At 67.2% G+C, this 12421-nt stretch carries 11 protein-coding genes; 2 read left to right on the top strand and 9 right to left on the bottom strand.

Annotation, left to right across the window (positions count from 1 at the left end; all coding sequences use genetic code 11):
• Nucleotides 1-10: 10 nt before the first annotated feature.
• From PDM29_RS02295 to PDM29_RS02310, 4 genes are read right to left on the bottom strand one after another with little or no spacing between them, the layout of a single operon-like run.
• Nucleotides 11-2047, bottom strand: a complete 2037-nt coding sequence (locus PDM29_RS02295; protein WP_311192289.1) for a methyl-accepting chemotaxis protein — start codon at nt 2045-2047, stop codon at nt 11-13.
• A gap of 43 nt (nt 2048-2090) precedes the next feature.
• Complete coding sequence (locus PDM29_RS02300; RefSeq protein WP_311192290.1) at nt 2091-2621, bottom strand: chemotaxis protein CheW; 531 nt, start codon at nt 2619-2621, stop codon at nt 2091-2093.
• The gene (locus PDM29_RS02305) at nt 2621-2989 is read right to left on the bottom strand and encodes a response regulator (RefSeq protein ID WP_311192291.1); all 369 of its coding nucleotides are present in this window, start codon (nt 2987-2989) and stop codon (nt 2621-2623) included. Before PDM29_RS02305 ends, PDM29_RS02300 begins: the two co-directional genes overlap by 1 nt.
• Before the next feature lie 18 nt (nt 2990-3007).
• Complete coding sequence (locus tag PDM29_RS02310) at nt 3008-3418, bottom strand: response regulator (protein ID WP_311192292.1); 411 nt, start codon at nt 3416-3418, stop codon at nt 3008-3010.
• Between the two features lie 250 nt (nt 3419-3668).
• Between PDM29_RS02310 and gshB the strand changes: the two genes are divergently transcribed.
• Both gshB and PDM29_RS02320 read left to right on the top strand, forming a co-directional pair.
• Nucleotides 3669-4619 (top strand): glutathione synthase, encoded by a 951-nt coding sequence (gene gshB / locus PDM29_RS02315; protein WP_311192293.1) that lies wholly within the window; start codon nt 3669-3671, stop codon nt 4617-4619.
• On the top strand, nt 4616-5503 hold the full coding sequence (locus PDM29_RS02320) for an energy transducer TonB (RefSeq protein WP_311192294.1): 888 nt from the start codon (nt 4616-4618) through the stop codon (nt 5501-5503). The genes gshB and PDM29_RS02320 overlap by 4 nt, the downstream gene beginning before the upstream one ends.
• Before the next feature lie 31 nt (nt 5504-5534).
• Here PDM29_RS02320 and tsaB read toward each other — a convergent pair whose 3' ends face one another.
• From tsaB to PDM29_RS02345, 5 genes are all read right to left on the bottom strand, one after another.
• The gene (gene tsaB / locus PDM29_RS02325; RefSeq protein WP_311192295.1) at nt 5535-6239 is read right to left on the bottom strand and encodes a tRNA (adenosine(37)-N6)-threonylcarbamoyltransferase complex dimerization subunit type 1 TsaB; all 705 of its coding nucleotides are present in this window, start codon (nt 6237-6239) and stop codon (nt 5535-5537) included.
• A 16-nt stretch (nt 6240-6255) separates the two neighbouring features.
• Complete coding sequence (yoaA, locus tag PDM29_RS02330; RefSeq protein ID WP_311192296.1) at nt 6256-8295, bottom strand: DNA repair helicase YoaA; 2040 nt, start codon at nt 8293-8295, stop codon at nt 6256-6258.
• Nucleotides 8296-8313: 18 nt separating this feature from the next.
• Nucleotides 8314-8832 (bottom strand): tetratricopeptide repeat protein, encoded by a 519-nt coding sequence (locus tag PDM29_RS02335; protein ID WP_311192297.1) that lies wholly within the window; start codon nt 8830-8832, stop codon nt 8314-8316.
• A gap of 22 nt (nt 8833-8854) precedes the next feature.
• Nucleotides 8855-11293: a penicillin-binding protein 1B gene (gene mrcB / locus PDM29_RS02340; protein ID WP_311192298.1), complete on the bottom strand. Its 2439-nt coding sequence runs from the start codon at nt 11291-11293 to the stop codon at nt 8855-8857.
• A gap of 84 nt (nt 11294-11377) precedes the next feature.
• Nucleotides 11378-12382, bottom strand: coding sequence for a glycosyltransferase family 2 protein (locus PDM29_RS02345; protein WP_425508705.1), 1005 nt, complete (start codon nt 12380-12382; stop codon nt 11378-11380).
• Between the last annotated feature and the right edge of the window lie 39 nt (nt 12383-12421).

Genomic DNA, 12421 nt, shown 5'->3' on the forward strand with positions numbered 1-12421 from the left:
TGCCTGCGGGTCACGCCGGCAGCTTGAAGTCGGCAACCGAGCGGCGCAGGTCGGCCGCCAGCTGTGCCAAATGACCGATCGACTCGGCGGTCTGTCCCGCACCCTGCGAGGTCTGGCCGGTAATCTGACGGATCACGCCCATGGTGCGGGTGATGTCCGATGCGGCCGACGACTGCTGCTGCGCGGCGATGGAGATGTTTTTAATGAGGTTGTTGAGCGCGTTGGACACGCGTTCAATTTCGGTCAGTGCGGTGCCGGCGTCTTCAGCCAGGCGTGCACCGGACACCACTTCGGCGGTGGTCTGCTCCATCGAGCTGACCGCCTCGTTGGTATCGGCCTGAATGGCCACCACGAGGTTTTCGATGCGTCGGGTGGCACCGGAGGTGCGTTCTGCCAGGCGCTGCACTTCGTCGGCCACGACCGCGAAACCGCGACCGGCTTCACCGGCCGAGGCGGCCTGCACGGCCGCGTTCAGTGCCAGGATGTTGGTCTGCTCGGAAATGTCGTTGATCAGTTCCACGATCGAGCCGATTTCCTGCGACGACTCGCCCAGGCGCTTGATGCGCTTGGAGGTTTCCTGGATCTGGTCACGGATCTGGTCCATGCCCTGGATGGTTTCACGCACCACGCCGGCACCCTCGGCCGCGATGACCACCGAACGCTGTGCCACGTCGGCCGACTCGGCCGAGTTGCGCGACACCTGTTCAATGCTCGACGCGATTTCGCCGATGCGGTCCGACGCCGAGGTGATCTGGTTGGCCTGGTGGCCGGCCGCTTCGGCCAGCTGCATGGCAGTGGCCTGGGTTTCCTGGGTCGACACGGCGACCTTGGCCGAGGTGTCGTTGATGGTGGTTACCAGGTGGCGCAGCTCGTCCACGGCGTAGTTGATTGCGTCGGCAATCGCGCCGGTCATGTCCTCGGTCACCGAGGCCTTCACGGTCAGGTCGCCTTCACCCAGCGAGCTGATTTCGTCCAGCAGCCGCATGATCGCCTGCTGGTTGCGGCTGTTGAATTCCACCTGGGTCTGGTAACGCAGTTCCTGCTCGCGCGAGCGGCTGCGCACCGAGCTGCTGACGAAGCCGATGATGGCGATCAGCGACAGCGCACCGGACACCACGCCCAGCCAGAAATTCGGGAACAGACGGGTGTCGCGCACCGAGCCGAACGAGGAGAAAGCGTCGAACAGCTTCTTGCTGTCGTCCAGCATCTTGGTCGAGCCCGCGGTCAGGGCTGCGGCTGAAGACTGTGCCGAGAACAGCTGGCGCGAGCTGGCCAGGATTGCGTCGGCATCCTGCTTCATGGTGTCCCACTGCTTCTGCGACTGCTCCAGCGCGGCCAGTGCAGCGGCATTGCGGACCGGTGCGATGCCGAGTTCATCGTTGCCGTTACGCAGCGCATCCAGCACCTGGGTGAACACCACCGAGTCGCGCGCCAGTGCATCACCCGCGGCGGCGGCGTTGGTGCCACCTGCGCGCATTTCAGTCACGCGGCGGGCCATCGAGCCGATCACCACCACCTGCTGCAGTGCGTTGTACACCTGCGAAGCGGGCGCACCGCTGGCGGACATCGCGCGGACCACTTCGTTCAGCTGCGCCTGCAGTGCCGGCACGCCGTTGACGAAGTTGTTGGCGTTGCCGGCCAGGGCCAGCACTGCCGGCTCGCTGGCCACCAGCTGCGAGGCACTCTTGCCCAGCGGCTCCCAGGTCTGGGTCAGCTGGTTCAGCGGACCGGCCACCGTGGTCACCGTGCCATAGCGCCCCTGCAGGCTGCTGACCGTGCTTTCAATGCGCGACTTGGTGTCCTTGAAGGCGGTGAACGCCTGCGCGTTACCCGAGACCGCTTCACGGCCCTGGTTGGCCAGCTGCTGCGAGAGCACCTGGAGATCGGCTGCGCCGGTGCTGGCACCGGCCAGGCGGCTGCCCTGCCAGGTCGCCACACCGGTGTTCACACCGAAGGCGATCATCGACAGGGCCAGCAGACCCAACCAGAAATTGGTTCCTACCGAGCCCAGTTTGCCGGCCTTGGCGGTTTCCGAAGAAGTACTCATCGTTCAACCTCGATCTTCAATGCAGTGAGGAAGGCAGCAGCGATCAGGCCGCGGCCTGCCTGAATTCGGGGGTACGCGACAACAGGGACAGCGAGAACACGCCCCAGTCATGACCGTCGCTGTGGAACGCACGATCCACAAAATGGGCGTAGCGACCGGCAGCGAGGTCACCGATGGCGGTGCCCTGGTCCTGGTCGAAGCTGCGCTGGCCGAACAGTTCATCGATGGTCAGCGCGACGTCGCCGCCGGCCTGACGCATGATCAGCACGCGCTGGCCTTCCTGCTGGGTGGTGCGCTCACCTTCCAGGAAGCAGCGCAGGTCCACCACCGGGAACAGGTTGCCACGCAGGTTGCCGACACCGAGCAGCCACGGATGCGCCCCCGGCACCGGGGTGACCGGCGGCATCGGCACGATTTCCACCACCTCGCGGAAGTCCGAAACCAGCCGGCGGCTGCCGACGCGGTAACCCACGCCACGCCACAGGTCCTGGGCGAACTGGCGCTCGGGCAGCTGCACCGCATGGGCCAGGCTGCGTCGTTCGTAGGCTTCAAGAATGTCGAAGGGAGAGCGCATCAGGCCACCGCCACCAGTTCATTGATCCGCGCCAGCAGTTCCTCTTCGCGCGGCGGCTTGACCATGTAGTCGCTGGCCCCTTGGCGCAGCCCCCAGGCGCGGTCGGTGTCCATGGCCTTGGTGCTGACAATGATCACCGGGATGTCCTTGGTGGCCGCGTCGCGCTTGAGCCCACGCGTCGCCTGGAAACCGCTCATGCCAGGCAGGACCACGTCCATGAGCACAAGCTGCGGTGCACATTCGTGCACCAGCTTGACGCCGTCCTCGGCATTGTCTGCGACCAGTACTTCATGCCCGGCCTTTTCCAGCCATTGCGTGAACACCGCCCGGTCGGTCGGTGAATCCTCGATCAGAACGATACGAGCCATTGTGCCTTTCCCCCCTGGTCAGGCGTTTACGTATGTGCGGATGGCACCCAGCAGTTCTTCCCGCGTGAAAGGCTTGGTCAGGTACTGCTCCGAGCCCACGATGCGCCCACGCGCCTTGTCGAACAGGCCGTCCTTGGAGGACAGCATGATCACCGGCGTGGACTTGAACAGCTGGTTGCCCTTGATCAGCGCGCAGGTCTGATAGCCGTCAAGGCGCGGCATCATGATGTCCACGAAGATGATGTGCGGCTGTTGGTCGGCGATCTTGGCCAACGCCTCGAAACCATCGGTCGCGGTCACCACCTCGCAGCCTTCGCGCTTGAGCAGTGTTTCAGCGGTCCTGCGAATGGTCTTCGAATCGTCGATGACCATGACTCTCAACCCTTCGAGCCCTGCGAGTTCCCCACCCGCAGCCATGTTTTCAGTCATTACCTTTCCCCGAGCGCGCGACGCTTGTGCCTGGTGATTCGACGTCGCTGCGAAAGCGTATCTATATCCCACCGGGCCTCCGGCATCAAGGGTCTGGCGTGCAGCCCAAGCCACTCGCGCCCCCGCCCGACCGTAGCACCCCCGAACTGCGCAAACCGTGAAGGTGGCAAACGCAGCGTTCCGCCCAGTCAGGGAAGCCGTCGGGGCCCGATTGAAGCTACCATCAGCGCCTGCCCGCCAGGTTGTGACCATGCCGTTGAACGTCATCGTGGTGATGGATCCCATCGCCCACATCAAGATCGCCAAGGACACCACGTTCGCCATGCTGCTGGAGGCCCAGCGCCGTGGCCATGCCCTGCACTACGTCAGCCCCGGAGGACTGGCCCTGCGCGATGGCGTGGCCGTGGCCCGCACCGCGCCCCTGCAGGTCCGCGACGACAAGGCCGACTGGTTCACCCTGGGCGAGTTCAGCCAGACAACCTTCGGCCCCGGCCAGGTGGTGCTGATGCGCAAGGACCCCCCGGTCGACGCCGAATTCATCTACGACACCCAGGTGCTGGCAGTGGCCCAGCAGGCCGGGGCGCTGGTGGTCAACGACCCGCAGGGCCTGCGCGACTACAACGAAAAGCTGGCCGCCCTGCTGTTCCCGCAGTGCTGCCCGCCGACCCTGGTCAGCCGCCGCCACGCCGACCTGAAGGCCTTCGTGCTCGAACACGGCCAGGCGGTGCTGAAGCCGCTGGACGGCATGGGCGGGCGCTCGATCTTCCGCAGCGGCAGCGGCGACCCGAACCTGAATGTAATTCTGGAAACGTTGACCGACGGCGAGCGCAAGCTGGCCCTGGCGCAGAAGTTCATCCCCGATATCACGGCCGGTGACAAGCGCATCCTGCTGGTCGATGGCGAACCGGTGGATTACTGTCTGGCCCGCATCCCGCAGGGAGACGAGTTCCGCGGCAATCTGGCCGCCGGCGGCCGCGGCGAAGGCCGCCCGCTGAGCGAGCGCGACCGCTGGATCGCTGCACAGGTCGGCCCGGAAATGAAACGCCGCGGCATGCGATTCGTCGGCCTGGACGTGATCGGTGACTACCTCACCGAAGTGAATGTCACCAGCCCTACCTGCGTGCGCGAACTGGACGCCCAGTTCGGTCTGAACATCGCCGGCACCCTGTTCGACGCCATCGAGGCCAGCCTGCCACGATGACTGCGACGGCCGCCCCCCTGCTGCCCCACCAGACCCGCGAGTCGCAGCGACTGGGGGCGACGCTCGCGCTGTCGGCGCTGGTCCACGGCCTGCTGATTCTGGGCGTTGGCTTTGCGGTCAGCGACAAGGCCGCACTGGTGCCGACGCTGGACGTGATCTTCAGCCAGACCCAAACCGCGCTGACCCCGAAACAGGCGGACTTCCTGGCCCAGGCCAACCAGCAGGGCGGCGGTGACCACGACACCGCGCAGCGTCCGCGCGACAACCAGACCGGGATCGTGCCGCAGCCGCAGGCCGGGCTTTCACCGGTACCGCAGCAACGACAGGACGCAGCCCGTCCGCCGCCGCCCCAGGCACGGGTGGTCGCCACCCGCAACAGCCCGGACACCGTGGCGGACGCGCAGTCACAGCCCCTGCCGGAGGAGCCGCGACCCGACGCACCGATGACCGCGCGCGAGCAGCGCGATGCCGAGATGGCGCGCCTGGCCGCGGAGGTCCACCTGCGCTCGGCGCAGTACGCCAAGCGCCCGAACCGCAAATTCGTTTCCGCCAGCACCCGCGAGTACGCCTACGCCAACTACCTGCGCGCCTGGGTCGACCGCGCCGAGCGCGTCGGCAATCTGAACTATCCGGACGAGGCACGGCAGCGCCGGCTGGGCGGCCAGGTGGTGATCACCGTGGGCGTGCGCCGCGACGGCAGCGTGGAAAGCGCGCGCATCCTGCGCAGCAGCGGCACCCCGCTGCTGGATGAAGCCGCACTCCGCGTGGTACGCCTCGCCCAGCCCTACCCGCCCCTGCCGGAGAGCAAGGACGACGTGGATATTCTGCAGGTCACGCGGACCTGGATGTTCCTGCCGGGTGGTGAGTTGCGCGACGACCGGTAGGGACACGCCATGCGTGTCCGCGGGGTAATGATTACCCTTGCTTGGCGGCGCGCGCGGCCTGCTGTTCAACCAGGGTCAGGGCGACGTTGTTGCGCAGGTAGGCAGGCTCAACCCGCTCAGGCGCGGTGACCTCGCCGCGCTCGAACATCGGCACTGCCAACGCCAGCACATCAGAGGCGCGCGGCAATGCCTGCGCATCCACGCCGTCCAGTTGATCTGCCAGGCGAGTGGCCAGCAGGCCGTCCGCCGCTCCGAAGCCGGTGCCCACCCCGAACCAGCGGCTGCCGTCAGGCAGCTCCACCGCGTCCGGAGCGCACACGACCTCCTCGCCCTGCAACTGCCACACGCCGTCCACCCGCACCTGTCGGGCCACATAGACCTCACCCATGCGTGCGTCGATGCTGCTGAGCACCTGGTCATGCCCCGCCGGCGCGCGCAGCGCCAGGGCCTGCAGGGTGGAGACCGGAATCAGCGGACGGTCCAGCGCCAGCGCGATGCCCTGGGCAATGGCAATGGCCAGACGAACACCGGTGAATGCGCCGGGCCCGCGGCCCAATGCGATTGCATCCAGCTGCGAACGCGCCACGCCCGCCTCTGCCAGCAGCTGCTCGGCCCAGGGCAGGCTCAGCTCGGCATGACGACGCGGAGCCAGCTCGAAGCGCTCATGCACCTGGCCGTCCACGTAGACGGCAACGGAACAGGCTTCGGTGGCGGTTTCAAAGGCGAGCAGTTTCATGGGCACGGCGGCGTGGTCAGAACAGGGAGGTCGGGAACGGAGCATCGGCACTGTCGGCGGCATGCACCGGGTCCGGCCCGGAAGCGACGGGTGCCCATTGTGGCGCAAAGAAGGCCTGGACATCGGCCAGCGCCCGCGTACGGCGGAACGGCGGCAACGAATCCATGAAGATCCGCCCATAGCCGCGCGTGGTCAGGCGCGGGTCGCACAGCACCAGCACGCCCCGATCGGTCTCACTGCGGATCAGCCGTCCCACACCCTGCTTGAGCGCGATGACCGCCTGCGGCAGCTGCTCGTCGCGGAACGGATTGCCCCCGTCGCGACGGATCGCCTCCAGCCGCGCCTCGAACACCGGGTCATCCGGCGCGGCAAACGGCAGCTTGTCGATCACCACCACGCTCAGGGCGTCACCGACCACGTCCACGCCTTCGCGGAAGCTGGCCGACCCCAGCAGCACGCCATTACCTGAGTCGCGGAACCGTTGCAGCAGCGTGGCGCGCGGTGCCTCACCCTGTACGAACAGCGGCCACGGGCCGTCGCGCAGCGCCTCGGCCGCCTCGCGCAGCGCGCGATGCGAGGCGAACAACAGGAATGCGCGCCCCTCCGAGGCCTGCAGCACGGGGGTCAGCGCCGCGATCAGCGCGGTGCCAAAGCCGCGCGCGGCCGGGTCCGGCAAGCCGGTGGGCAGGTAACACAGGGCCTGTCGTTCCCAATCGAACGGGCTGGGCTGCAGCAGCGTAATCGGGTCTTCCAGACCCAGGCGCTGGGCGATGTGCTCGAAGTGACCATCCACCGTCAGCGTCGCGGAGGTGAACACCCAGGCGGCCATGGAACGCTGGCGATGTTCGCGCAACGGCCCGGACACATCCATCGGCGTGCGCTGGCAGCGGAAGCCGCGCGGGGTGAGCTCGTACCAGAGCACGTCCCCACTGTCTGGCGGTGGGGCCGGATCGGCTTCGAAATCCAGCAGCGGCGCGTCCTCGCCCAACCAACGTGAAAGGCGCGACACCGCCTCCACCGCGCGCGCGCGGCAGGCATCCAATCCAGGCGAGGCCTCGCGTACGCCGTCCAGCACATCGCGCAGGCCCACCAGAGCGCTCATCGCGGCATCGAAACCGTCGCGCACCTGCGGTACCGCCAACGCCCGCCACTGGGTGCCGCGCCCGGGCAGGCCTTCCATCGCCGTGCGCAGTTCGCGCAGGGTCTGCTCAAGGGTGCCCGCCGGCCCCTGCAACGCGGCCTGTGCGCCGGCCACGCTGCGACTTTCGGCCAGGCAGTCGCGGGCCAGCTCCTGCCACGGCCGCATGCCGAAGCCCTCACCAAAGAAGTTGGCGGCCAGCTCCGGCAACTGGTGGGCCTCGTCGATCACAAACGCCTGCGCGCCCGGCAGGATCTCGCCGAAGCCTTCCTGCTTCAATGCCAGGTCGGCCAGCAGCAGGTGATGGTTGACCACCACCACATCGGCGGCCTGCGCCCGTTGCCGCGCCTGCACCACGAAGCAGTCCGACCAGAACGGGCAGTCGGTGCCGAGGCAGTTATCCACCGTGGAGGTCACCAGCGGGAGCAGCGGCGAATCTTCCGGCAAGGCATCCAGTTCGGCCATGTCGCCGTGCTGGGTGCGCCCCGACCATGCCAGGATGCGCTGAAACTGGGCCACCTGCTCCAGATTGCTGAAACGCGGCTCGCCGCGTGCCTGCTGCAGGCGATAGCGGCACAGGTAGTTGGCGCGCCCTTTCAGCAGCGCACTGCTGTGGCCTACACCCAACGCCGCACGCACGCGCGGCAGATCGCGATGGTAAAGCTGGTCCTGCAGCGCCCGGGTACCGGTGGAGATGATGATCTTCAGCCCCGACAGCAAGGCCGGCACGAGATAGGCAAAGGTCTTGCCGGTGCCGGTACCGGCTTCGGCCAGCAGCACGTCACGCTGTTCGAACGCGTCGGCGATGGCGGCGGTCAGTCGCAGCTGCGCGGGGCGGGCGACAAAGGCATCCAGGTGGCTGGCAAGCGCGCCGCCCTCGCTGAGCGCATCGCGGCTGGCATGGGCAAGACCGATCATGCCGCCATTGTACGGGGGTCAATACCGCTTGATGCCGGGCACCGTGCAGCCTTCGATCTGGGCGTGGGCGGAAACGGCATTTTCCTGCTCACCCCGCGCCAGGCGCGACTGCTCGATCGTCGCCCAGTGACGACGGCACAGCGGACCGGTCTTCGAACCCAGCTCCACCGCTTTGTGCGCCAGCATTTCGGCCTGCGCCCAATCGGCCTGCAACAACGCCACCTCGGCGCGCTCCTGCAGCACCGCCGGGTCGCCTTCGGACACCTGCAGGGCCTGGTCCAGCGCCTGTGCCGCACCGGCCAGATCACCGGCCTGGCGTTTACCCTGCGCGACCACGCGCAGGTCTTCCACAGCGCCGTCGCGCAGCGGTTGCACGTCCAGCTCGGTGTCGTCCTTGCCGGCAGCGGCGTCCACCGCCGCCAGGCGTTGCGCTGGTGATGTGGTGTCCACCGGCTTGACCGGGGCGGTGGAAGACACGCAACCGGCGAGGATCAGTGCGGAAGCGGAAGCGAAAACAAGAAGCGGGAGACGGTTCATGCGCAGCGACCTCAAAAACGACTCAACGAGCCGGGGGAGTGGCCGCTGGAGCGGCGGAAGCCGGCTCTGCAGCCGGCTCGGGTTTCTTGTCCAGGCCGAACCAGCTGCGCCAGCCACCGCCTTCGCCCTGTCCCTCGCCCTCGCCTTCCGGCAACGCGCTGGGCGGTGCGCAGGGGGCGTAGTTCGGCGCATACCCCACCACGAACGGGAACCGGCGCGCGCCCGGGCAGGCGTCGTCGGTGGCGGCCATGCCACCGGCTTCCACCGGCTGCCAGTCCAGTCCCTTGTTGTTCACCTTCAACGGCGCGGTGGGCAATCGGCTGAAGATGCCCGACCACACCCGCATCGCGCCGGTGGCACCAAACAGACCGGTCTGTTCGTTCTGATCGTTGCCCATCCAGACCACGGCCAGATGGTCGCCGGTGTAGCCGGCATACCAGCTGTCGCGTCCATCGTTGGACGTGCCGGTCTTGCCAGCCGGCTGCAGGCGACCCAGCCCGTCGGCATTGAGGCGCTGCGCGGTGCCACTGGAGACCACCTGCTGCAGACCGATGCTGATCAGGTTGGCGGCAATCGAGTCGCCCTCCTGGGCCGGGGCCGGGGTCTTGTCGTAACGCTTGAGCAGCTTGCCCTGCGGATCCAGCACGCCGCGCACCGCGTGCAGCGGCTGGATTTCGCCGCCCGACGCCAGGAACTGATAAAGCTGCGCCATCGCGTACGGGCTCTGGTCGGTCGAACCCAGAATCACCGAGGGATTACTCTCGGCCTTCAAGCCCGCCAGGACGTGGATCAGCTGGGTGACCCGTTCGGGGCCGACCTGCATGCCCACCCGCACCGTGGCCTGGTTGTAGGAATTGGCCAGCGCATCGATCAGGCGCACCGTGCCGTGGCTGCGGTTGTCCGCGTTGCCCGGCGTCCAGCGCTTGCCGCGGCTGAGCTGCACGGTGACCGGTGAGTCATCGACGAAGGTTGCCAGCGAGTATTTGTCCGGCTGGGCAAGCGCCAGCAGGTACACGAACGGCTTGAGCAGCGAGCCGACCGGGCGCTGGGCCTCGATGGCCCGGTTGAAGCCGGGCTCGGCCACATCGCGGCTGCCGACCACGGCCAGCACATCACCGTTATGCACATCGGTGAGCACCAGACCGGCCTGCAGTTCCGGGCGACGCTTGTTTTCAAGCGACTTGATCGTCTTGGTGACCGAGCCTTCGGCATAGGCCTGCGCCGACGGCGACATGCCGGTCATCACGCTCAGGCCGGCCCCCTGCAGTACCGACTCGGGGTAATCGTGCCCCAACTGGCGACGCACCAGATCAACATAGGCCGGGAAACGGTTGGCCGCGATCAGGCCCGGCACCTTCGCCACGCCCAGCGGAGCCTTCAGCGCACGCTCCAGCTCGGCCTGGTCGATCAGGCCGTTCTCGTGCAGTTTGCCGAGCACGAAGTTGCGGCGATCCAGCGCGCGCTCCGGGTTGCGGCGCGGGTCGTAGTACGACGGCCCCTTGACCAGCCCGATCAGCAGCGCGATGTGTTCGGTGTTGAGCGAGGACAGGTCGCGTCCGAACCAGAATTCGGCACCGGAGGACATGCCGTGGATCGCCTGGCTGCCGCGCTGGCCCAGATAGACCTGGTTGAGATAGGCCTCCAGGATGGTGCGCTTGTCGTAGCGCGCCTCCATGATGAGCGCGTAAAGCACTTCATTGAACTTGCGGGTGACGGTCTGTTCCTTGCCGATGCCGAGCAACCCGCTGCGGGCCAGCTGCTGGGTCAGGGTGGACGCGCCCTGCCGGCTCTGTCCGCCCGAGCGCACGGTCACCCATACGGCCCGGACGATGCCGCTCAGGTCGATGCCGTGGTGACGGTTGAAGTCCTTGTCCTCCACCGCCTGCAGACCGGTCACCAGCAGTTCCGGGGTTTCCTCCAGGCGCACGAGGCGACGCTCTTCCTGCTTCTGGCCGTACAGCGTGGCAATACGCGCCGGGTCCAGACGGGCGGCCTTCAGCGCCTTCCGGTTGCCGGCGTCGCGCAGCGAGGCGATCTGCCCGCCGGACACGGTGAGCTCGACCCGGCGCGGAGCCACCGGGCCGTCCACGTCGTTGTAGCCACGGCTGGAAATGACGAAGCGCCCGCCGTCCTGGCTGAACGTGGCCGGCGATTTACCGGTGCCGTCGTCGCGGTATGCCGCGGCCGCCAGTTCGGTTTTCAGGGTCTGCGTGTCCATCGCCACGCCCGGGGCCAGCACCAAGGGGCGCGCGTACACCCGCGTGGGGATCTGCCAGCGCAGTTCACCGAATCGCTGCGTCACCTGCTTGTTCAGGTAGACGGTGTAAGGGATCAGAAATCCCAGTGCCAGCGCGAAAGCCGCAATGCCTGCCGTGATGAGCCGGCTGCGCCAGCGCGGCCAGCGGCTTTCGGTGTCGTCGTCAAACGCGTCGGTGTCGTCGGAATCGTAACGTGGGGGCACGGGATTTTCGAAGAATAAACTTCGTCGAGTCTACCCCAGTGGCCACGGCGGCAGAGTCGCGGCCATTCGCCGTTTCGCCGCAGTTCAATCAGGTAAACCGTGACCCCGCAGGCCCGCCCATGCCCCACGGCAGGCCGCCGCCGCCCCGCGCCAGCCGGCACCGGCCAGGCAGGCGTTGGCCAGACGCCCCACAAGACGAGGCGCGTCGCCCACGATCCAGCGGGTTCTCACGTCGGCCCGTCGGTACAGCGCCAGACGCGACCACGCCATCCGCCAGGTGAGTGCTGCGAGACCCCTAAATGGTGCCGGCGCAATCGCTTCGTGCTGGGCGTCCAGCACGGCCACCGCGCTCGCCAACCGTTCGGCAGTACGGCTGCGGGCCTCCGGATCGAACAGCACCAACCCGCGTAGTTGCGAAAGCAGCGAACGACGGGTGGCCCCGATCTGATTGCCGCCATGCTGCCGGTAGTCGATGGTGGCAGGGCGATGCACGTCCAATCCGCGCGCCAGCGAGGCGACGACGGCCAACCACTCGTCATGGCTCCAGTACCGGGGCACCGGCAATCCGGATTGGAGCAGGCCGCGCCTGAGCGCACACGTCGCCCCGGTAACGAAGTTGCGTACAAGAACCGCGTCCAGCAACCGGCCTGAACGCTCCAGAGACAGTTCGGCCGGATGAACGCCAAGAACCTCCAACAGCGTCGAGCCCAGTGGCTGCCCCGTCCTGTCCACCAGGCGCGCGTCTCCGTGAAGCATCAAAAGCCCCGTCTCCGCGTCAAACCGTTCCACCAGTACCTGCACCCGATCCGCGTGCCACACGTCATCCTGATCGCTCAGGAACAGGATGTCCGCCGTGCAGCGCAGCAACGTTTCGGAGAAATTCTGGACATAGCCCAGGTTGCGCACATTCTCGATGATCTCGACCCGGATTCCGCGCGATGCCGCATCGATGCGGAACCGTTCGAGAATGGAAAGGGTGGTGTCGCTCGATCCGTCGTCCCCGACCACGATCTCGTCGACCGGTACGGTCTGCGCCAGAATGCTGTCCAACTGTGCCTGGAGATATTCAGCGCCGTTGTAGGTACACAAGGCGACGCCGATTCGTTCCGCAGATGTCCGCCCCGTTGC

The sequence above is a fragment of the Stenotrophomonas oahuensis genome, from assembly GCF_031834595.1.
In the GTDB taxonomy this organism is placed as follows: domain Bacteria; phylum Pseudomonadota; class Gammaproteobacteria; order Xanthomonadales; family Xanthomonadaceae; genus Stenotrophomonas; species Stenotrophomonas oahuensis.